The organism is Lysinibacillus sp. NPDC096212, assembly GCF_044763105.1.
GTDB lineage: Bacteria > Bacillota > Bacilli > Bacillales_A > Planococcaceae > Lysinibacillus.
The window spans coordinates 51,154-70,883 of the sequence record NZ_JBIWFQ010000032.1 but is presented as its reverse complement, the minus strand read 5'-3'; the positions used below and the strand labels follow the sequence as shown (position 1 = coordinate 70,883).

Genomic DNA, 19,730 nt, shown 5'->3' with positions numbered 1-19,730 from the left:
AATCACAAACTCAAGCAGCATAATTTTAAAAAACGTAAGTTTTCTTAATAGGAGTAGTCTAAGCTCTTGGAAAATATGATTTATGAAATTGATTCATCTATAGAAATTTTTCTTTCTGATTGTTCATTCTTTAATGGCCCGAATCCAGTTCCTCTTTTGTAGTCCCACGCTCTATAAACTTTAATTTGGTTCTTTTTAAAATCGAAACAATCTATAGTTAGTCCAGTTAATTCACCAAACCGAAGACCTGATACTAGTCCTAATAAAATTAAATGATAGGTACTTGTAGAAGGTGACAACCGTTTAAATAATTCATTATATAATTTAACACTTTCATTATAATTCAAGTGCTTATCTTCACTCTTCTTAGCATTATGTGTAGCGTTTAATTCCACTTTGCGAGTGAAGTCTATCGTTATATATCCTTCATCAATTGCATCTCTTACACAAGCTCTTATGTGTGTATTAAGCTTCCTAACAGTCTCCTTTGATTTACCTTTTCCATATTCATTTAAAAACAATTGATAATCTGCTCGAGTTATTTTTTGAATAGGTTTATCTTTGAAATATTCTTTAACACGTTCAGAAGAATTAGAATAACGGTTATAGGTATTAATGTGTTTAGTAAAAGCGCCACGTACAGCAAAACCAGGTGCACCAAGAGCACCGAGAGCTCCACGTACTAAATGATTTGTCCATATTGCCAAACTCAAGCTGAGTTTATCAGTTCAAAGGATTTTTATGGCACGAATTATCGTACCAACTTATATGTATGTAGGCCATGTGATGCTAGGGTAGGTACACATGGGCGAGGTAAAACACCACTTGGCACAATGGCAAACGCTGAATTGAGAGAACTACGTAAATTGTGTCATGCACGATTTGATGTACGATGGAAGTTTGGAAAAGTTAGTCGTTATATTGCTTCAGTTTTTTTGCACGTAATTTTCACCTTAGTACGAACAAACATCGCTTTTAATGCACCACTGCGTCCAATTACATTCGTCCATTAATTTTGATTTTAGATTCTTATATTTATAGAAAGGAGAATACAATTTGACAGTTATTTTAAATAGTACTGAAAATCCTATTACTCGGGAAGAACGAATAAAAATCAATGAAAACTGGCAAAAGATTATGTCAGGGTATACCCATCTTCAAATGCAAATCAATGTATTAGCAGGCGGAGAAGAACTAGAAGAATTGATTCGGCGTTTAAATGAAACTGTAGAAAATGCTAATGTAGCTGTGCAAGAGGCTATTGAAGTAAACAATACTGCAACTCAGGAAGCGATAGAAGCGAATAACGCAGCACTGCAAACAGCGCTTGATACAGTGTCACAGACGCTTGTAGAAGTAAATAACGCTATCTCAAGCGCGAACACTGCTACATCAGATGCTAATGCTGCTAAACAAGGTGCTTTGGATGCGACAACACAAGCACAAACAGCTATTACTACAATGCAATCGCTTATTAACAATATGAAGCACTGCGGCACTTGGAATGATACAACACAGTATTATAAAAACAATATGGCTACTCTTAATGGCTCTACCTTTATTGCCTTACAGGACAGCCTTGGAAAAACACCTCCTACTTTGCCTACTCAATCCAATGCTTATTGGTCGATATTTGCTGAAAAAGGAGCAAAAGGTGATAAGGGTGAACAAGGTGCAGCTACCAAAATATTAGGTTCACTTGCAGACGAAAGTGAACTGCCTTTAACTGGTGAACTAGGAGATGGCTATTTAATTAAGGGGAATTTATACGTATGGATTGGTACTGAGTGGGAGAATATCGGAACCATTCAAGGTCCACAAGGCGAGCAAGGTCCACCAGGTCAGGATGCTGATCTAACAGAAATCACTCAGACTGTGACAAATTTAGAGCAAACAGTCACGAAAAATCAGCAGATAGTTACTGAAAATTTGGCGCAGAAAGCGAATCAAACAGATCTCGAAAGTATAGAAAATGAACTAATGAATACTGCAGTAAACGCGTTGAGAATAGGGACAAATATTATAGCAGACGGTGTCACAGATGATACTGAAGCAGTAAATGCTTTTATTCTGGATAATGTAGGTAAGGAATTGCGTTTTCCAAGCGGAACCTATCTATTTAACAGTACAATTGTTGTTCCTAGTAATACAAGGATTGTAGGAGATACTGCGATTTTTAAAGCTGGACCTTTATTAGCTGGGAATAAACCATTATTAACAAACCGTATACATTCAGGAGACCTAAACACCTATAATGACAAAGATATATATATCGAGGGTATAACATTTGAAGGCAGTAATATCCCTAGGACAACATCAGAGTTTGTGTCTATAATTAAAGTTTCAAACTTCAACATAAAAAGATGTAAGTTTAAAAATATTTTGTACATGGGGATTGCTTTAGCTGGATGCTATCTTTCTGAAATTACCGATTGTTATTTTACTAATACAGGGAAATTAGAAGTTACTTCAGAAGGTGGGCCAGCTTTGTGGGTGTCTTCAGCTGTAGATAACTCGATTTCTAAAAATATCACTATCCATAAATGTAAATTTGAACATCTTAATTGGAGTGGTGTTTATTTCCATGTTGAAGAGGGAGTGATATCGGATAGTAAGTTTATTAGTTGTAAAGAAAGCGCAATTTTCACTAATAACACAGCTTCTAAAATTAGATATATTAATAACTATATCTACGGGTCAACAAAAAAGAATATATCTGCATCAGGAATAGAGTGTGGCGCGAAACAAGTTCAAGTCATTGGAAATACGATTATGAATTGTCAATCTGATGGAATTTCATTAACTGATACTCAAGATGTAATAGTTAGTGATAATATTGTTGAAAACAATGGTCAAGACAACAAACATTTTACAACGGCTTGTGGGATTGGTATTATTACTACCCAAATGATACCAAATCAACCTGACCACGTAAAAATATCCAGAAATTATAATAAGAGACACTCAAAATACAAAAACACAAGTTTATGGAATAACCATTGGTAACGATGGGGCAGCTGTTACCAATGTAGCTATTACAGATAATGATCTCAACAGTAATAAAATAAATGCTATATTTATTCAATCTGGAAAGTTTGGTGCTAACAGTTATACATTGAATAACAACGGTCATGCTTCAGCTAATCCTATAATAGAAGAATTTCAAACACCTTCCGTTAAAGGTGATTTTTCTATTACTGGAGTTGGATTTAAGCCAAGATTATTAGAGTTTGATGTTGTTTTAGCTAGTGTAAGTTCAATACAGCGTTGTGTTTCAAAGATAACAGAGAAAAAGTCTATTAGCCATTATAGTGTACAGAGTGGGACTATTTCTACAGCATCAACATCAGATGGTAAAGCGATAACATTGAAAGATTCAAATGGCGCTATTGTTTGTGAATGTGTACTGGTGGCTATGAATCAGGATGGATTTACTTTGAAATTTACTGAAGTTACTTCCAGACCATTTGTAATGTTTACTGCTTATCCATAATTGAATCCAATAAATTAAAAAAGTAAGAAATATAGTATTGTAAAAATACAATAATACCTCTAATCTTTATAGGAATGAAATAAATAACAGTGAGGGAAAATGTATGCAATATGAATTGAATAAAAGTATTACTGATCAACTGAAAGGTATTGGAATAATTTTTGTGATTTTCGGGCACTTATGTTTATTAGATATAATAAACATGCCATCTGATAAATTTGATTATGCAGGTGTTTGGGGAGTAACTATTTTTTTAATATTGTCTGGCTACGGTTTAACACAATCTTATTTGAAAAATGGTATCCATTTCAACTTCTTAAGTAAGAGATTTTCTAAGGTTGTTATTCCTTATATAATCATTACACTTATTTGGATTATTGTAGATAAGATAATCTTTAATGTAGAATATGGATCCATTCAGATAGTAAAAGTGCTATTCGGATTAAATTTTAACTATCCGGTAGATCCAACAATGTGGTATATAACTTATATTTTTATGTGGTATATAGTATTCTTTGTCGTATTTATACTTCCGATTAAAAATGTACTAAAAGTTCTACTTATTATATCAATTTCGCTAATATTCTATGTTACATCATTCAATGTAATATTTGATTGGAATTTTTACACTTTTGCATTTCCTATTGGAATTGTTGTTGCGTATGGATTCTCAATAATGAATAAATACAGTGTGAAAATCAAGTACCAAAATATAATATTAATTTTAATAACAGTAATAAGTTTTCGTTTATTCTTACATTATATTTTTAAGGTTTTTGACTTGACGTTTTACGGTGTTTTGTCAGTAAGTAGTATTTTTTTGACTTTCGGTATATGCTCCTTTTTAATAATAACTAAATGTAAATCAAAGATATTAGCTTTTATCGGAACTATATCTTATGAGTTATATTTAATTGAAGGTAAATTCTTATTTATTTATGGAATGCCTAAAGTATCGGATGTTTTGTGGATTAGAATTTTAGATTATTTGATTACGATAATAATATCTGCATATGTACTTTCAAAAATTGTAGGCCGGATTAATAAATCTATTATTAATCGAAGGTGGTTGTAAAAGATTAGATAGATTAGTTCCATATTGTTCAGTAAGCCGTGAAAGTTTTAATATCAAATATTTAATGAAGTGTCCTCTTTTTGAGGATGCTTTTTCTTTTACCTGAAAGGATGTGATAAAAATGCTAATCATCACAAACGGGAACCAGACAGAACCACTGATACAATTTAATAATTTTCAAATGGAGCAAGAGGTCAAGGGGAATTTCACAATCTCCTTTAATACTTTTAATGTTGATAATAATCCTGCATATCACATGCTCCAAGTAGAAAGTGTTGTTACTGTGGAAGACTATGATTTCAGAGTTAAACAAATGAAGGAAAATAGACACGCAAAAAGCGTAACTGCTATAAGCACGTTTTACGACTTAATCGACACTAGAAAAAACGAGATCTATGGTGGCACACGTAAATTTAACGAGTTTTTGACATTCGTTTTAGGTGGTACAGCATGGAGATTTACATTTGACACCGACCTAAATGAATATCGATTAATAGAAAACTTTGGTGACAACAACATAATTGCATTGGTTCAGGCTTTATGTCAGGTATACGAATGTGAGTATGTAATTATGCCCAATAATCGTATTCACTTTTCTAAACAAGTAGGTGGCGATTATGACGCTCAGTATCGTTACGGATACAATGTAAAGGCATTATCCAAAAATGTTGATACAACTAATTTAAAGACATATATAGAAGGTTATGGAGCAGCTAGTGAATCTGGTGGACAATTATTCGTATCATATGAATCGCCTTATGCTCAAAAGTACGGAAAGCGTGAAGCAGATCCTGTACATGATGATAGATTTACAAATGGCCAAGCATTAGTAGACCATATTAGAAGTATGCTTACAGATTTTCCAGAGGTAACATTTGAGTTAGATTCAATTGAACTAACAAATAAAGAACTGGGTGAACGTATATGGCTTATTTACGAGCCGATGGGAATGGAATTTCAAACACGGATCCTATCACAAAATAAAGGCTTCGTTAATGGCAGATTAACTACTATTTCAGTTGTATTAGGTAATCGTGTTCCACGTTCAACATCTGATATTCTAATTTCCCAAAAAGTTGAGATTGATGAAAACAAAAAAATTACCCGTTCAAAATTTGAGCAAACAAATGACCGTATTACTATGGAAGTTGAAACTATTGGGGAATCAATAAGTAAGTTAGAACTAACTGATAAAGAGATTAAACTTAGTGTAGATGAAACAAACAAGAGTTTAGCAGAGTTTAAAATAACATCTCAACAGATTTCAACTAGGATTGAAAATAAAGTAGACAACCTCTCGTCTGAGTTTGTACAAACTTCTAATGAGTTTAGGACTAGTATTAATGACAATGGTCGTGCAATTTCAACAATGAGACAAGACCTTGCTGGTTTTGAATTTACAGTAAATAGTAGATTTAATGAAACAAATTCGAAAATTACGCAAACAGAAAATCAAATTAGATTTGAAGTTGTCAAGAAAGATGAATATAACGGACGTACTATTACATCTATGATTAACCAAGATCCGTATGCTGTTTCTATTAGTGCTGATAAAATAAATTTAAATGGCGCTGTAATGGTTAACGGTACTATTTCAGGAGCTACAAGTATTCAAGTTACAGATAATATAACGGTAGGTAATACGTTGAATATTGGTCAAAGTTGGACAGGTAACTATAATATTAACTTCGGTGGTGGTGCAGGAGCTATGCAAATCAAAGCTTATAGTGACCAGATTATTTTATCTGCTATGGGTGGTGTTAGGATTCCAGAGGGTTATCTAAATATGCAGAATGGTTATGCAATAGGCTCTAACTCTTATGATTTACGATTAGACCATAACGGAGCAAATAGACTATATGTTCGTAAAAATGGTTACGAATACGGTTGGATAGAAATTGTAAACAAATAAAAGAAATGGAGAAAAATAATTTGAATTACGAATTGAGATTAAGAACAGGTGAAATATTTAATTTAACAGGCGCAAGTATTGATACGGATAATTTAGTAGACTTATTAAATAATCCGCAAATACTATTTGTTAACTTTGGGGGTATCTTATTATCTAAACATGTAGTAGAAGGTTTATTTCCAATCATTAGTGGAGAACAAATAGAAGATGTAAAAGAAGAGCAATCAGATCAAACGCAGGCATAAGCCTAGCGTTATTTTTATTGTCTAATTAAGAAGGAAATCCTTTCCTTTTGTCGAATTGAAGTAGATGAAAAGGAGGAGATTTAAGTATGGATTTTACTTTAACTGTTGAAATGATCGATGCTGAAATTGAAAATTTCCAAGGTATTATTCAAGATAAACAAGTTGAATTAGATAAATTATTAGAGGAAACTCAAACGTTAAATGGGAGAATTGAAATTTTCAAGCGCTTAAATGGGATGGTGGAAGAAGAAGTCTTAAAAAGAGTAACGACAAAAAACACACAAGCGCTTACAGATGAAGTGTTTAATAAAATCCCAACTATTAATGGAGTTAAATCAACAATAAAACAATTCTCTAAATTAGTTGAGTATCTTGAAGAAATGAAAAAAAATCTTTAAATCAAAAATTTTTTAAAAATTTTTATGCCTTCCACATCTGTGGAGGGCTTTTATATTTGAAATGAAGGTGAGTACAGTGGTGGAAACAATTAATAACTGGTTGCCGATTGTATCAGCATTAATTGCAGGTCTTTTATTCATTTGGCGTATTACTAACAATCTGAATAAAACGCTACTCAGTTTAACTAATGGTATAGAAAGATTGAATCAACATTTAAACGAGGTTGACGAAACTTCAAAAGAATCAGCAAAACGTATCAATAATCATGAAGTCCGAATTGTTGTGTTGGAAAAGGTAGCTGGTATTCAAAAGAATAAAGAGGAGAGTGTACAACATGAAAATTAATTGGAAAGTCCGTATACGCCACAAACAGTTTTGGGTGTCATTAATTGCTTTACTACTAGTGCTCGCTAATCAAATAGCGGGCATTTTTAATGTCGATATTACAATATACAACGATCAAATTACGGCCATTTCTGAAACGGTTCTAAGCATTTTAGGTTTGCTTGGTATTATCATCGACCCGACAACAAAAGGCGTTTCAGATAGCCAACTAGCAATGGATTATAACAAACCAAAGGACGGTGGACAATAATGATTACAGTTCGTAAAAAGTTAGTTCCTGATGCGCAAGCGAATAGGGTCTCTTATGGCAAAGGAAACGCTAAAAAATTTATCGTTGTTCATGAAACGGATAATACACGTTCAGGGGCAGATGCAGACGCGCACGCACGATTACAATACAACGGCAATAGCCGTGATGCATCGTGGCATTATACTGTGGATGATAAAGAAGCTGTGCAATCTTTTGAACATGCTTGGAAGTGTTGGGCGGCAGGAAGCACGACAGGTAATAATCAAGGTATACAAGTAGAGGTTTGTGTAAACGGTGACGGTAACTATCAAAAGGCAATGCAAAACACCGCAGAGCTAGTTGCTAAACTTATGAAGGATGAAAACATTCCTATCCAAAACGTTGTTCAACATAACCACTTTAGCGGTAAAAATTGCCCTCGGAATATGCGAGAAGGTAAAATTTCGTGGTCACAATTTATTACGATGGTTAAAAGCGCAGGTGGTAATACCCAGGAACAAAAGCCGGCTATCGACAATAATAAATACCGTGTACTTACTGGAACATACGGCACACAACAAGCAGCCGAAAATGTACTTGATGTGTTAAAACATCGTTTTGGTTGGGTAGCTTATATTGAACCAGACGGCAAGTTGTGGCGTGTTAAAACGGGAACATTTACTGGAATGGCTGCAGCACAAGGTGGAGCTAGTAAAATTAAAACAGCCAAGTTAGCTCAGGTAACAAATATAGTAGCAGAATGATTTAAAGCCCAGGTACTCAAATAATTTTTGAGCCTGGGCTTTTTTTAAGAATCTGACTTTTTCTTTTGTTTCAATAACTCTTCTAATAAAGAATTATTTTTCTTTAAATATTTAACTAATATAACAACTAGTGAAACTGGTAGGACTAACAATATGATTACTGTTAAAAATATCACTAAAAGAGTGAATATATCTATTCCCATGATAAGGACCTCGCTTTTAATAAAATCATACATTTACTATACCATTAATGTATAGAATTGACATTATAATATAATGGATGATATTATATATTATGGAAATTATGGTATCATTTAAAAAGAGAAAATGTTGATTAATTTTGGAGGTAATAACGTGTTTAAAACGAAAAAGATTTGCCCTGCTATTTTTTTAAGTGTTGGTTTATTCTGCCTAGGTGATTCAGCTTTAGCTTCAGAGTCTAATTACGAAATTAACAGTATTGATGAGCTAAAGAGCGAGATTCAAGGTTCAGTTATCAAAGTAGATTCACTGCAAGATGCTGAAAAGAAAGAAATTATTGAAAATACAAATCCAGAGGTAATAAATCAATATATTGATTTATTAGAAGAAGATTTGAAAGACTTAGATTCTACATTAATAGATGTTCAGCAAGACGGTTATAGTTCAGAGGTTATTCATGAATTACCGAAAAGTGGTGGTATTGTTAAGGTAGAGACTTCAACAGATATTATTTCAGTTGAAGATAATTTTAATAATATTATGTCTAGAGCTTTTATACCTAACATAAGTAGAAAATTCGGTAGTTATCAATATAATATTGTGTATAAAGTGGAAAATCTTCTACTTCCCGATGCTGCATTAGGTTTAGTTACATATTATTCAGTGGGTTCTTATGGATTAAAAGCCACTTCTTGTTCAAATTCTGGTACAAAAGGTAGTCTTGTAACTGATATTTCAGCTTCATGTAAAGTAACAGATGATAAGGCTGAGAAAGTAGGTTATGATATTAATGCACAAGGAGACTTTAAAATAACTCATGGTATTGGTGGAGTGAATGCTAAACAACTTTACGGTACAATTACTAGTAGAGTCTATTGGAATGCCAAAGGAACTTCTGCACAGTCAGTAAACGAAAGCTATACTGCTGATTTTTAATTATTAATTAATACCATAAAACTCCTAAATGACCTAGAAAGCTTTATGCTGCCTAGGTCTTTTTCTTGTTTATCAGATTTATCTACTATAGAAGTTAGCTCTTCACTTAATAGCGTTAAGTCAAAGAATACATTGAACGGTAAGGTTAGATAATTCATATTATCCACCAATCGTCACCTCTTCTTTTATATCCACTCATTATTTTATATCCCTAACAATTGCTTTTTCTTCGCGTCAAATTCTTCTTGAGTGATTAATTCATCCTCTAATAGTTCCTTCAATTCTCGAACTTGCTAGTCATGCTTTGGAATATCCAGGAGCATGTCATTTAAAAGCTGCAACAATTGCTGCATAGTCTTGAAAATGAATTAGCTTTGCAAGCTGAAAAGAAAAAAGAATACATGAACGAGTACCAGGTTATGCTGTTTGATTTCATGCACTCATTGCCTATCCGAGACGATTTAAAAGACCAACTGCATAAGTGCATACTGGCTACAAAAATGAACGATATACGTGATTTTGTGAACGCTAAAGACGTTTTAGCTAACATTATCCGTGATATTGCGAACGGTACATTAACAATCGCAAGTACATTAAGAGCCGTATTCGCAGGAGCATATAACAAAGCTGTAGAGCGATTAAGTAATAAAACGGATAAATCATCATATATAGAAGAAACTGCATCTAAAGAACGTCCTGTACCTTTCTATAATTGGTTGAATGAGCGTGATAGCCTTCCACAATCAATAGTGCATTGTAAACAATCGTTAGAAAATTGGCTGGAATGGTAGGGTGAGGAAATAATCTTAATGAAGGTAACACAAGGTATTATTAAACTATTGTTCCATATGTTACAATTTATGATATATACTTTCGATTGATAAAGGGAGGGTAGGTCGAATATGAAAGGATTGTTCAAATTATTTATAGGGTTATTTTTAATTTCCATATTAACAGGTTGTATTGGTGAAGATTATGATGTAGGGGTGCCAACTGCTCATATATATTTTGAAGGGTTATCTTTAGAGTTTCAATTAACAGAAGCAAATATCAGCTGGAAAACGGCAAGTGAAGAAGTGGAGAAAACAAAAAAAGATATTATTAAATACGCATCATCATTGGATGAAATAAAGGTTTTTCCAGGTCAAAAGATGAAGTTGGACTTTAGAGAGAATAAAAATAATGGTGGGGATATATGGACTGATCCAAAAATAACTATTGCCTTATTAAAAGATGGCAAACGAACCGAGCTTGCTTTAGATGACTTTAGAGAATTCCAATTCCCATTAGATAAAGGGAATTATGTATTAGAAGTTGAATTTACTATTTCAGCTGGATATGCTCAATATTTAGGGAATGTTCTAATTCAGTGATTAACACATAGCTATTGTTTAAATAACGGATGTTTATTTCAATAATCAATAAAAGACCACTCCGTGATGGGTGGTCTAAAAAGTAAGGTAAACAAAAGGTAAACATTATAAGTATAAACAGTTGATATATCAACGTTGTAGTATGTCCTCCTGGGACGTAATCAGGTTCCGATAGAATAAGTTAGAACCAACAGAAAAGCACCTCAAATCCTTTGTTATCAAGGGTTTGAGGTGCTTTTTTGTTTTTGAGAAAAAGTTAAAAAAGGATAGAAAATGAAAGGTTTCTACACATTTTCTACACAAGATTTAATTATGAATAATGAACTTTGGACACGAGTGTGATACATACGGATATTCTCTATTTTAATTTATGGATATTTTATTAGAGCAGAATATATTACCTAATAAAAATGGAATCTTATTTCATTATTTTAAATAAAAAACATATTAAATATTTTTAATAATCAAGGTGGTATAATATGGATAGCTTTATATTTGAGTTGTCGAGAATTATACAACAAGATTGGAAAACTAGATTAGTTTTTGAAATAACTTTTGCACTGACTCAAATATTTATTTTAATAAATTTTTTAGGAGGAACTAATATTGTTAAAAATATTCTTATATCCATTTCGGTATATAGGGGCAGTAATAATTCTTGGGGCACTAAGTATAGGATCAGATCTTATGACTTTAACTAACTTTAATATTTTGAGTTTTATTAAAGATTCTTTGCCGCATTCTTTAATCTATATACTTTGCATCCTCATAATAATCTATTTAATTATAGTAATAATTGGGCTTGTTCGTTACCAATACTCAAATAGCAACTCTAATAAAATTGAAAGTACCAATTCAGGTGAGAATATATCACAAACAATGAATACTCGTGATGTCAACAATTCAACTATTATTCAATCAGGAAGAGATACTAAAAATTGAAGAATCTAAAGGAGATATTTAGAAAAACTTTTAATTCGAAGGTAGAATCGGATAAGTTTTTAGATACGAATAATAAAGACTTAGAACAGTCTATTAATACAGGAGATATTAAAGATTCAACAGTACTTCAAATTGTAAATCAGAATGTTCAATCGAATATTTCTGAGAAAGATTTGAAAAATAAAATTATTGAGGCAAACGTTTTTTTCGAAAAAGGATTTTTACAGGATTCCATTCAAATATACGAGGCTATTTTGAAAGATATATCAAAAAATAAATATACTTCACAATATGGTTTTATTAATGGACAATTAGGAAAAGCTTATACTTTATATTCTAGAAAAAAAGACCGTGAGATAAACTTGCTAAAATCAATTAATGCATATAATAAAGCGATAGAAGTTTTTGAAGAAATAGAGGATAAAAAAAGTTTAGCTGATAATTATTCGAATTTAGGTATTGCTTATTGTAGAATTGCAGAGATTAGAAATAGTAAAGATAACTATTTAAAAGCATTAACATTTTATGAAAAATCTAATATCACTTTTGGGAAAGAAAAGGATTTTCAAGGATATTTACAAACTCTGAATTGTATGGGGAATACTTACGTAAGTTTATCTATTATTTCAGATAAATACGATAATCTAGAGAAGTCGCTAGAATTGTATAATGAGATATTAGAAAATGTAGACAAGTGTAGTACATTATATGTTAATACTATAGTTAATGTTGCCAAAGTACTTAGAGAAAAATATGAGTTGACTTCTGATGTATTGGATCTTAAAGAATCTATAGAATTATTAGAGAAAGCGTTAATTGTATATGGGATTGAAAATTATCCTATTAACTACTCATTAATTAACCATAATTTGAGCAATTCTTATAGAGAATTATCTTATAAAGAAAATCCAGAAAATAATATAAAATTGGCAATCAAATTTTCATCAAAAGCATTACAAATTAGAACTCGTGATAACTTTCCAGTTGATTTTGCGTATTCCTCAAAAATATCTGGAATCAATTATCTTCGTAAAACAGAAATTACAAATAATGAGAATGATTTGAAACTTGCTATTGAAGCATTTAAAGAAGCACTCTCAATATTTACAATGGCGGATAATCCAATGGAAAATGCACAATTGAACTATCAATTAGGGAATGCATATCATTTAATGGCTAGCTTCAAAGATAAACAAGAAAATATAAATAACTCCATTTATTATATTGAGCTAGCGGAAGAAGTTTATAAAAATAAACTCAATACAATAGATTTGGCCAAAATTAATTTGAAATTAGGGCAATTGTATAGTGATTTATTCAATATGAATAATGATGATTTTATTAAAAATAAATCCTTGAATTATTTTAAAGAAGCATTACCTATATTTCATAAAGAAGCATTAAAAGAATTAGTTGAAGTTACTAATAAAGCAATTTTAAAGATAAATAACGAATGTTAATATGTTAGAAGTTATTGAATTATCCAATCAAGATGGAGTTGTTATTGAGATATAAAGGTTTTGAGTGTAGATTAGAGTAAATTTAGACGGGCAGCTAAATAAGAATTTTTATCGACATCAACTCACACAAGGTGGATTCACTTTTTATATTCAAAATAGTGCTTTATAAAAAACGATAGTTTATTTTACGTATTTTGTATAATGAACTATCGTCTTCTATAATGATAAATTGTTGTATTTATTATGGAATATTTCTTGTTGGGTTAAGAATATATATTACTTTGTTATTTTTGATTATTTAAGATAGAGTTTTTCAAAGATATGACTAGTCTGCTCTGAATCACGCTCTCGCATTTCTTTTAACACGTGGGCATAAGTAGAAGTAGTAATATCGATATTAGCGTGTCCTAAGCGTTCGGAGACATACAGAACAGAAACGCCCTTATAAAGCAATATACTTGAATGTGTGTGCCTTAGACCGTGTACAGTGATTAGAGGACTAATATTTAATCGTTTTAAAATAGAACGTAACGTGTCATTTAAACGATCATTTGTTACAACGGATATATCCGAAGAAGGGTCATAGAAGACAAGCTTATTTACATTTTCTAAATCATTCTCGACAAGCTTTAAGTGTTGCTTTAAAGTACGCATCGTTAATTTGTCAACGCTAATGACACGCTCTGATTGTTCAGTTTTCAAAGGACCAAAGCCGCCGCCTTCTTTATATTTCCATTGGCGATGTACTTTAATTTGATTATTTTTAAAGTCCAAATCTTCAATACATAACCCCACAAGTTCACCATATCGAACCCCTGTAGTTAAAGCCAAAATTAACATAGGGTTTTCTATACAACAACACAGCAAGCATCTGCTGCAAGTCCCAATTGTAAATTACCAGATGATAGATTTTATAATACATCATACATAAGTATGCCGATGAGTCAAAGGCATATTTTTGCTGATACTAGTAAAGTAGAAATTATTTCAGGTGCTAATATAGTTTCCTTAACTGGTAACTCGCTTAAGCCATTGAAGCGTGGAACAGCTGTCGTTCATAAACATTACACAAATGGTATGTATATATCTTTTGAAGTTGTTGTTTATTAACTGTGACACAACACTGTAATCTGTTTTTGCTACAGAAAATGCAAACAATCTTCTTTATAGAGCTACATAAGTTCTAAAAAAATCGTATTTTGAACAAAATGCCCAGGTACTCAATTAATTTTGAGTCCTGGGTTTTTGTGTTTCCGTTAAAATGTCTTAAATCGATCGTTTATAAGCATTTATTGTCGAAGTATATTGGAATAATTTAGGGTTTACTAGACCCTCTCGCAAATCAATCATCCCTAATTGTCCCATTCTATTCAATAAAGGAACTAACCAACTACCACTTGGGGCACCTTGTAACACTTTAATTTGATCAGATGATAACTTTGAAACTTTACTAGCATCAATAGGTTCTTTTGCATTTTCTATTGTTTCTTGAAAAGCTTTCAAATCAGTTTTATACATATTCTCGCCAACTTGTTCAGTAAAACCTTTATATCCGTAAGCTCCTTGAAGGATAGTTAACCTTATACTCAAATCTTCCATAGAAACCATTTTAAAAATACACCTCTCTTCCATGGATTCTTGAATTATAAATGTGGAATATTTATAGTTCTTTCAATGGTGTTCCAAGGGTAATTTTGTGAAGTAGAATTAAACTTATATAATGCAGAAGTTCCACTTGAGATTTTTAAGTCTGAATTAAAAGTTACTGTATGATAAAACGCATCTATAATTCTGTCATTATTTGTATCTATATTAGCTACATTAATTTTATAATCACGATTTTGATAAGTAATACGCTCATCATCTAACCATTGATTGTCATTTCCATAACCAACTTCCATAACTGCTACAGAAACAGTGCCTGAAACTGCATGAGAAGTTTGCTGCAAGCCAATATTCTCAGTACGTTCATTGATTGTTCCAACTTGAGATACTACTTTGTCAATATAAAGAGCTGTTAATGGTGCTGCTGGACCTCTTAGAACTGGACTATTTTTTAATTCTTCTTTAACTTTAGCAGCCTCATCTGAAGTTACCTGTGTAATAGTCCAATCAGGGTGTTCTGTTTTTAGCTTTTCAATTAATGGATCTGCTTCAATCGTATCTTTTTCTATTTCTGAAGCTTCAGCTGTATTTAGTCCCAACAACCCACTTGTTAAAATTCCAACAGCTAGTAAATATTTTTTCATATGTACATCTCCTTTTTGATTTTTTTGTGTTACAAGGATATTATCGGTTCAAATGTAAATATGTTAATAAATTTCCTTAATTTGTATTAATTAATAAATTTAACATTTCACTGTTCTATTAAATGGTAGTATTTAAGTTGGAAAACATGAAACTATATTTGATGAAACACAGGTTGTAGAATTACTTTTAAATCATGTGAAATATAAATCAAATGATTTCTATATCGAAAGAAAAAAGCCACTCATTTGAGTGACTAATTTTTCAAAGCTGGATGCTCAAAGTAATTATTAACTACATTCGGAACATTATCAGTTAAGAAATTATCCCATTTAATTTTATTTAAAGTAGTTTTGTCGATGTCGAATGACATTACTAATACATCTTTTTCATTTCCGTAAGTATCAACAAGTGGGTAATACCAATGCACGATAATTTTTTCGAAATTATTCATTTTACTAAGTGGCTCAAGAATTTTTTTCGAATCCATCCACATGCCTTTTTTAGTCATATTTACTGAAAAGTTTTCGTTGGCATTTAATTCAATAATAAATCCTTTGCCGTTATCTTCATTAGTAACAGCATAGCTCTTGACAGTATCCTTCTTTTGATTATTCTTTTTACCAAGTTTATCTGTTATGATTTTTTTTGCTTTATCGGCAAGATCGTCATTGTTATTAGCATTTTTCTTTTCTTCTTTTGATTTAGCTTTATCTTCTTTTTTAGCTTGTTCAGCCTCTTTCTCTTTCTCTTTCGCTGATTCTTCCTGAGCACTATCAGTATCTTCAGCTTTATCTACGCCACAAGCAGAAAGTAATAATACAGACATGGCTCCTATGTAGAATAATTTTTTCATTTGTAATTCTTCCCTCTATATTACCATTCTAGGTAATTTTGAGTAAAAAGTACATATAAAAAACAGACAACCTTATTTAGTTATCTGTTTTAAATCTTCGTACCGTCTTCCATTACAAAATGCGCCTCAAACTTCATATCCAACAATTCAGCGATCTTTCGTAGTTCTTCTTCATTAAAATTATTTCGTTTTAACTTCTTCGATAAGTTGGGTTGAGATACTTCAAGCTTTTCAGCAAGTTGCGTCAATGTCATGCCTCTTTTAATAAGTGCAATACGAATTTTTTCACCCATTTCATTCATTGCTTTCCCTCCTATCAGTTATACTCATGCCTCTATTATATATGAATCAATCCATATTTGAAATAAATATATCCAAAAAGTTATGAAAAATACTCGCTATTATAACCTTTTGGATATATATTTAATTCAATAAGGAAAAAATATAACTAATTAATTATGAAAGGGATGGGCGTCCGTGAACAATTATTTCAAACTCGAGCAAGAACGTTCTAACTATTTATTAGAGCAAACACTCGTATTATCTACCGTAAAAGGTTACTTGAAAGGAACTATCAAGTACGGCGAATCCAGTGAAGTTGTCGAGTTTGCAACTAAACTATTGGGTATCGTAAACGAAGGATTAGCAGCTGTAGAAGAAAAGTTTAAATAATTGGTACAAGGACCAAGAGAGTGAGGTGAAAACGGTGGCATTTGAATATCTAGCACAATACACAACATTCGACACAATAGCAGATATGGATAAGAGTGTGGAGGACCACATGACTGTACATTACTATGACCTAACAGAATCAGAACGAGCTATCGTTTTCAAGTTAGCTTCTCATTCATTAGAGTATCCAGGAGTTTGTCACTTAAAAGCGAATACCATCGCTGCATCAATGGAGATCAACACAAAGACAGTTTACCGAGCTATTTCAAAATTTATTAGGATTGTGTTTTAATATAGTGTTTTTTTGTTATTTATAGTATTATTTTAAGTATTTGGTTGGAGAAGAATGGTGGTTTTATCCTACTTAAATTGTAACTTGGTAGAAAAAAGAAGTGAATTTTACGCAGAACATGCTGCAACTATAAAAATTGAAACGATAAACGGATATATAAGTGACTTTACAAAGTTTTTATTTTTGGTAATTGGAGTAGTTATCGTAATAGGTAAATTGAAGTTTTTTTTAAAACGATTAAGTTGGGAGTATTTTAAAAGTTTGAAAAAAACCTAGTAATGGGTTACTTACAAAGCTATAAAAAAGGGAGTTGGATAAATACTACATATCATACAAAAAAACATAAAGTATTTAAGAAAGGGCTCAGCCCTAAATTTAAATGAATGTACTATATTATTACAAAACGAAGAGTTTCTAAATCAAAATAAAGAAATGATATATAATTTAAAATCAACTAGAAGAGAAATGGAATCTATAAAAGACGAGATTAGAAGATTATAACTAATATTCTCGAGGGAAATGAGCATTATTTCAGAAGATTTAGGGTGGATTTTTGATCATGGAGTTTACCCAATAGGAGTTTCTTTCAGCGCAAACTAGATAGTTCTCCTTCTATTTAACTGAAATATTCACCTTATTAAAAGTGGCCCTTTACCGTAATTCTTTAATAGAATGTTGTTTTATCGTGTTAAATAGGAGAGATAAAATGATGAACATTAATAAATATTGGATTTTTGCTGGTAGTGTTATATTTGTGATTACTTGTATAGGAATTGCATTTGTATTTTCCAGTGATTCAAAAGAAAATATAAAAGAAGAAGCACCAACTAAGGAGAAAACCACAATAGAAAAAGAAGCAATTGTGGAACCAACTGTAGAAGAAATAAAAACTTTACTAGCTGTGATTACAAAATCTATTTTTGAAATATCTGGGGAAATGGATGCAAAGTATGATGTCGCTAGGATTGGTATGAACGAAGAAATTTATAAGGAGATGACCCCAACTCTACGTCAATATGTTACAAAACAGTTTGTTGAAGGTAAATTAAAAACGACTATATACGGACTATGTTACGGATGTGAAAATACATTCCTACCGGGCGCACCACTATATACTAAAATTGAAGTAAAAACAAAAGGGATCAATCATATACAGGTAATAGCAGATATTGATGATGTTATATCCGACTTCGTACGAGAAGACATTAGCGAATTAATGTACGAAGATGGTGCATGGAAGTTACATGATTATATACGTGGAAATAAGATAGTAGAAAAATCAGTAGAAGAAAAGACAGTCCCAGAAGAAGTACAAGCTATTGAAACCACTAATCCATACAAGCAAAAATTAATTAATGTTGAGAACCTAGTAGCAACATATACAAAGGGTAATTCAGGAGTCACATCGGATATTTTAGAAGAGTTAAATCAAAAATATATTGCGTGGGATAATTTGTTAAATGAGCTTTATGGGGATATTAAAATGAGCATCCCGACTGAAGAATTTAATGAACTCCGCTTGGTTCAACGGAAATGGATTAAAGAGAGAGATTTAGCAGTAGAAGAGGCAGGTCTAGAAAATGAAGGTGGGGCGATGGAAAGTATAGATAAAGCAAGTAAGCTTGTAGAATACACGAGAGCTCGTTCCTATGAGTTTGTGAAGCTTTATTTGTCAAAAAATGAAGAGCGAACATCTACCAAGCAAGCACCAATAGTTACAACCAACTTTGATAAGTACGTAGGAGAATGGAAGAGTAATAGTAATGTTGTAGAAAATGGTGGTATGTCTTTAAATTTTAGTATAAAAGATAATCAGTATATTGTTAATGTTTTTGAATACACTCAGAAAAGCCGTCAAATTGATGACTATTCCGTAACTGTATCATTGAACAATCAGGGATATGCAGAATTTTCATTTCATGACGGTTATGCAGATGCCCCTGGTAGCGGAACGATACAATTAAAAGATAATAAAATTATGCTAACGCGTACTGTTAACGGTGATGGTCTTACATCGTTTGATGGAACACGAGAATATACCTTAACGCGCTAATTAAATTTCATATTATCAAATTAAATAATCTACTCTATAAAAAAATAGTGAAAAGATTTGTTCTCTTATTTTAGTGCGCCAGCATGGAGTAATCTAAAGGCTTTCCCATAAATTATGGGGAAGCTCTTTTATAGATTGTTTAGAAAACTCGAGTGAAAACATTATAAAGCATCCAGAGTGGAACCTAAAGCAATCTCGAGGAAAGGATTGCTGCCATGAACGTAGCTGTACAACAT

Annotated in this window: 25 protein-coding genes; 18 read left to right on the top strand and 7 right to left on the bottom strand. The window is 31.9% G+C overall.

Going from position 1 to position 19,730, the window contains the following annotated elements:
* Positions 1–80: 80 nt before the first annotated feature.
* Positions 81–713: a phage integrase SAM-like domain-containing protein gene (locus ACIQ7T_RS23725; protein ID WP_402874079.1), complete on the bottom strand. Its 633-nt coding sequence runs from the start codon at positions 711–713 to the stop codon at positions 81–83.
* Here ACIQ7T_RS23725 and ACIQ7T_RS23720 point away from each other — a divergent pair.
* From ACIQ7T_RS23720 to ACIQ7T_RS23670, 11 genes are all read left to right on the top strand, one after another.
* A complete protein-coding gene (locus ACIQ7T_RS23720) occupies positions 687–1,013 on the top strand; it encodes a zinc-finger-containing protein (protein ID WP_402874076.1) in 327 nt (108 codons plus the stop codon). The genes ACIQ7T_RS23725 and ACIQ7T_RS23720 overlap by 27 nt on opposite strands.
* Positions 1,014–1,056: 43 nt before the next feature.
* Positions 1,057–3,006 carry a right-handed parallel beta-helix repeat-containing protein gene (locus ACIQ7T_RS23715; RefSeq protein ID WP_402874073.1) on the top strand — a complete coding sequence of 650 codons (1,950 nt, stop codon included), beginning with the start codon at positions 1,057–1,059 and terminating at the stop codon, positions 3,004–3,006.
* Positions 3,007–3,115: 109 nt separating this feature from the next.
* A complete protein-coding gene (locus ACIQ7T_RS23710; protein ID WP_402874071.1) occupies positions 3,116–3,493 on the top strand; it encodes a hypothetical protein in 378 nt (125 codons plus the stop codon).
* Between the two features lie 103 nt (positions 3,494–3,596).
* A complete protein-coding gene (locus tag ACIQ7T_RS23705; RefSeq protein WP_402874068.1) occupies positions 3,597–4,568 on the top strand; it encodes an acyltransferase family protein in 972 nt (323 codons plus the stop codon).
* Between the two features lie 121 nt (positions 4,569–4,689).
* Positions 4,690–6,480 carry a phage tail protein gene (locus tag ACIQ7T_RS23700; protein ID WP_402874065.1) on the top strand — a complete coding sequence of 597 codons (1,791 nt, stop codon included), beginning with the start codon at positions 4,690–4,692 and terminating at the stop codon, positions 6,478–6,480.
* Positions 6,481–6,500: 20 nt separating this feature from the next.
* Positions 6,501–6,725, top strand: a complete 225-nt coding sequence (locus tag ACIQ7T_RS23695) for a hypothetical protein (protein WP_402874063.1) — start codon at positions 6,501–6,503, stop codon at positions 6,723–6,725.
* A gap of 86 nt (positions 6,726–6,811) precedes the next feature.
* Positions 6,812–7,123 (top strand): hypothetical protein, encoded by a 312-nt coding sequence (locus tag ACIQ7T_RS23690; RefSeq protein WP_402874060.1) that lies wholly within the window; start codon positions 6,812–6,814, stop codon positions 7,121–7,123.
* A gap of 61 nt (positions 7,124–7,184) precedes the next feature.
* On the top strand, positions 7,185–7,469 hold the full coding sequence (locus ACIQ7T_RS23685) for a hypothetical protein (protein ID WP_402874057.1): 285 nt from the start codon (positions 7,185–7,187) through the stop codon (positions 7,467–7,469).
* Positions 7,459–7,719 carry a phage holin gene (locus ACIQ7T_RS23680; protein ID WP_402874054.1) on the top strand — a complete coding sequence of 87 codons (261 nt, stop codon included), beginning with the start codon at positions 7,459–7,461 and terminating at the stop codon, positions 7,717–7,719. Before ACIQ7T_RS23685 ends, ACIQ7T_RS23680 begins: the two co-directional genes overlap by 11 nt.
* Entirely contained in the window at positions 7,719–8,462 is a 744-nt protein-coding gene (locus ACIQ7T_RS23675) for an N-acetylmuramoyl-L-alanine amidase (protein ID WP_402874052.1), read from the top strand. Before ACIQ7T_RS23680 ends, ACIQ7T_RS23675 begins: the two co-directional genes overlap by 1 nt.
* A gap of 354 nt (positions 8,463–8,816) precedes the next feature.
* Positions 8,817–9,599: a hypothetical protein gene (locus ACIQ7T_RS23670; protein ID WP_402874049.1), complete on the top strand. Its 783-nt coding sequence runs from the start codon at positions 8,817–8,819 to the stop codon at positions 9,597–9,599.
* Positions 9,600–9,802: 203 nt separating this feature from the next.
* Here ACIQ7T_RS23670 and ACIQ7T_RS23665 read toward each other — a convergent pair whose 3' ends face one another.
* Positions 9,803–9,880 (bottom strand): SHOCT domain-containing protein, encoded by a 78-nt coding sequence (locus ACIQ7T_RS23665; RefSeq protein WP_402874091.1) that lies wholly within the window; start codon positions 9,878–9,880, stop codon positions 9,803–9,805.
* Between the two features lie 63 nt (positions 9,881–9,943).
* Between ACIQ7T_RS23665 and ACIQ7T_RS23660 the strand changes: the two genes are divergently transcribed.
* The 3 genes from ACIQ7T_RS23660 (at position 9,944) to ACIQ7T_RS23650 (ending at position 13,374) form a co-directional block, all read left to right on the top strand.
* Complete coding sequence (locus tag ACIQ7T_RS23660; protein WP_402874047.1) at positions 9,944–10,390, top strand: hypothetical protein; 447 nt, start codon at positions 9,944–9,946, stop codon at positions 10,388–10,390.
* 111 nt (positions 10,391–10,501) lie between these two features.
* Complete coding sequence (locus tag ACIQ7T_RS23655) at positions 10,502–10,972, top strand: hypothetical protein (protein WP_402874044.1); 471 nt, start codon at positions 10,502–10,504, stop codon at positions 10,970–10,972.
* Between the two features lie 938 nt (positions 10,973–11,910).
* Positions 11,911–13,374 carry a hypothetical protein gene (locus ACIQ7T_RS23650; protein ID WP_402874042.1) on the top strand — a complete coding sequence of 488 codons (1,464 nt, stop codon included), beginning with the start codon at positions 11,911–11,913 and terminating at the stop codon, positions 13,372–13,374.
* A gap of 294 nt (positions 13,375–13,668) precedes the next feature.
* Here the strand turns inward: ACIQ7T_RS23650 and ACIQ7T_RS23645 are convergent, their stop codons facing one another.
* The gene (locus ACIQ7T_RS23645) at positions 13,669–14,214 is read right to left on the bottom strand and encodes a site-specific integrase (RefSeq protein WP_402874039.1); all 546 of its coding nucleotides are present in this window, start codon (positions 14,212–14,214) and stop codon (positions 13,669–13,671) included.
* 99 nt (positions 14,215–14,313) lie between these two features.
* Here ACIQ7T_RS23645 and ACIQ7T_RS23640 point away from each other — a divergent pair, with 99 nt between their 5' ends.
* Positions 14,314–14,484 (top strand): hypothetical protein, encoded by a 171-nt coding sequence (locus ACIQ7T_RS23640; protein WP_402874036.1) that lies wholly within the window; start codon positions 14,314–14,316, stop codon positions 14,482–14,484.
* A gap of 156 nt (positions 14,485–14,640) precedes the next feature.
* On the opposite strand, the gene ACIQ7T_RS23635 is transcribed toward ACIQ7T_RS23640, so the two are convergent.
* The 4 genes from ACIQ7T_RS23635 to ACIQ7T_RS23620 all read right to left on the bottom strand — a co-directional run bounded on the left by ACIQ7T_RS23635 (position 14,641) and on the right by ACIQ7T_RS23620 (position 16,779).
* A complete protein-coding gene (locus tag ACIQ7T_RS23635) occupies positions 14,641–14,982 on the bottom strand; it encodes a hypothetical protein (RefSeq protein WP_053592712.1) in 342 nt (113 codons plus the stop codon).
* Between the two features lie 35 nt (positions 14,983–15,017).
* Positions 15,018–15,623, bottom strand: a complete 606-nt coding sequence (locus ACIQ7T_RS23630) for a DUF4879 domain-containing protein (RefSeq protein WP_370075521.1) — start codon at positions 15,621–15,623, stop codon at positions 15,018–15,020.
* Positions 15,624–15,877: 254 nt separating this feature from the next.
* Positions 15,878–16,477 (bottom strand): hypothetical protein, encoded by a 600-nt coding sequence (locus tag ACIQ7T_RS23625; protein WP_402874031.1) that lies wholly within the window; start codon positions 16,475–16,477, stop codon positions 15,878–15,880.
* A gap of 89 nt (positions 16,478–16,566) precedes the next feature.
* Positions 16,567–16,779 (bottom strand): helix-turn-helix transcriptional regulator, encoded by a 213-nt coding sequence (locus tag ACIQ7T_RS23620; protein WP_024364944.1) that lies wholly within the window; start codon positions 16,777–16,779, stop codon positions 16,567–16,569.
* Between the two features lie 175 nt (positions 16,780–16,954).
* Here ACIQ7T_RS23620 and ACIQ7T_RS23615 point away from each other — a divergent pair, with 175 nt between their 5' ends.
* The 3 genes from ACIQ7T_RS23615 (at position 16,955) to ACIQ7T_RS23605 (ending at position 19,494) form a co-directional block, all read left to right on the top strand.
* Positions 16,955–17,149, top strand: coding sequence for a hypothetical protein (locus ACIQ7T_RS23615; protein WP_402874027.1), 195 nt, complete (start codon positions 16,955–16,957; stop codon positions 17,147–17,149).
* 34 nt (positions 17,150–17,183) lie between these two features.
* Positions 17,184–17,441: a helix-turn-helix domain-containing protein gene (locus ACIQ7T_RS23610; protein WP_402874024.1), complete on the top strand. Its 258-nt coding sequence runs from the start codon at positions 17,184–17,186 to the stop codon at positions 17,439–17,441.
* 706 nt (positions 17,442–18,147) lie between these two features.
* On the top strand, positions 18,148–19,494 hold the full coding sequence (locus ACIQ7T_RS23605) for a lysozyme inhibitor LprI family protein (protein WP_402874021.1): 1,347 nt from the start codon (positions 18,148–18,150) through the stop codon (positions 19,492–19,494).
* The last annotated feature ends 236 nt before the right edge of the window (positions 19,495–19,730 follow it).

Excerpts from the sequence above, each read along its gene's own strand:
- ACIQ7T_RS23655 (WP_402874044.1), top strand. The coding sequence starts at position 10,502 with ATGAAAGGATTGTTCAAATTATTTATAGGGTTATTTTTAATTTCCATA.
- ACIQ7T_RS23700 (WP_402874065.1), top strand. The coding sequence starts at position 4,690 with ATGCTAATCATCACAAACGGGAACCAGACAGAACCACTGATACAATTT.
- ACIQ7T_RS23640 (WP_402874036.1), top strand. The coding sequence starts at position 14,314 with ATGAGTCAAAGGCATATTTTTGCTGATACTAGTAAAGTAGAAATTATT.
- ACIQ7T_RS23690 (WP_402874060.1), top strand. The coding sequence starts at position 6,812 with ATGGATTTTACTTTAACTGTTGAAATGATCGATGCTGAAATTGAAAAT.
- ACIQ7T_RS23605 (WP_402874021.1), top strand. The coding sequence starts at position 18,148 with ATGATGAACATTAATAAATATTGGATTTTTGCTGGTAGTGTTATATTT.
- ACIQ7T_RS23625 (WP_402874031.1), bottom strand. The coding sequence starts at position 16,477 with ATGAAAAAATTATTCTACATAGGAGCCATGTCTGTATTATTACTTTCT.
- ACIQ7T_RS23635 (WP_053592712.1), bottom strand. The coding sequence starts at position 14,982 with ATGGTTTCTATGGAAGATTTGAGTATAAGGTTAACTATCCTTCAAGGA.
- ACIQ7T_RS23645 (WP_402874039.1), bottom strand. The coding sequence starts at position 14,214 with ATGTTAATTTTGGCTTTAACTACAGGGGTTCGATATGGTGAACTTGTG.
- ACIQ7T_RS23720 (WP_402874076.1), top strand. The coding sequence starts at position 687 with ATGATTTGTCCATATTGCCAAACTCAAGCTGAGTTTATCAGTTCAAAG.
- ACIQ7T_RS23680 (WP_402874054.1), top strand. The coding sequence starts at position 7,459 with ATGAAAATTAATTGGAAAGTCCGTATACGCCACAAACAGTTTTGGGTG.
- ACIQ7T_RS23620 (WP_024364944.1), bottom strand. The coding sequence starts at position 16,779 with ATGAATGAAATGGGTGAAAAAATTCGTATTGCACTTATTAAAAGAGGC.
- ACIQ7T_RS23675 (WP_402874052.1), top strand. The coding sequence starts at position 7,719 with ATGATTACAGTTCGTAAAAAGTTAGTTCCTGATGCGCAAGCGAATAGG.
- ACIQ7T_RS23705 (WP_402874068.1), top strand. The coding sequence starts at position 3,597 with ATGCAATATGAATTGAATAAAAGTATTACTGATCAACTGAAAGGTATT.
- ACIQ7T_RS23685 (WP_402874057.1), top strand. The coding sequence starts at position 7,185 with ATGAAGGTGAGTACAGTGGTGGAAACAATTAATAACTGGTTGCCGATT.
- ACIQ7T_RS23630 (WP_370075521.1), bottom strand. The coding sequence starts at position 15,623 with ATGAAAAAATATTTACTAGCTGTTGGAATTTTAACAAGTGGGTTGTTG.